1 protein-coding gene is annotated in these 670 nt (G+C 60.9%); it reads left to right on the plus strand.

Annotation, left to right across the window (positions count from 1 at the left end; genetic code table 11):
* Window positions 1-526: NnrU family protein (locus tag AC0L3O_RS35460; RefSeq protein ID WP_473618160.1), on the plus strand; the 526-nt coding region annotated here is incomplete at its 5' end.
* Between the last annotated feature and the right edge of the window lie 144 nt (window positions 527-670).

The following is a 670-nucleotide window of genomic DNA, read 5'->3' on the forward strand; positions in this document are numbered from 1 at the left end:
CCATTCTGTTCGGATCGCCGCCGGCAGCTTTCGTGATGCGCAAATCGCCACAAACGAGCGGCGCTGGAAGGGACTTTATTCGCTCCTATCGATCATCGGCTTCGTGCTGATCGTCTGGGGCTGGAGTCTTTATCGGCCCAATGCGCCTGAGATCTACGAGCCGCCCTCTTGGGGCCGCCATGTCGCGTCGGTGTTGGTGCTCGCCGCATTCGTCTTTCTGGCAGCCGCTTACTTGCCCACGGGTTCAATCAAGCATCGGCTGAAGCACCCGATGCTGGTGGGCATCATCCTTTGGGCCATCGGCCACCTCCTGGCCAATGGCGACCTTGCCTCGCTCCTAGTCTTCGGAGCGTTTCTGGTTTACGCGATTGTCGATCTCATTGCCGTCATTCCACGCGGCGATCCGGCACCCGCGGTCGTGCGACCGCGTAGCGACCTGATTGCTGTGGGCATCGGCTTGGTTGCTTTCGCATTGTTCGGGCTCTGGCTGCACGGCTGGCTGTTCGGAGTCTCGCCCTTCGCTTGAACGTCCGCAGCGACGGCGCGCCTTCGAGGATGTCCTGGCGAATCCCACCAGTTGCCGCGGATCGAGCGCCTCGCGGACGCCACAGTGAACCAATGCTTGGCATAAGGTCGGCACATCAGAATTTTGATCCATAGACGGCTCCAG

It is taken from the genome of Mesorhizobium sp. WSM4810 (assembly GCF_055811235.1).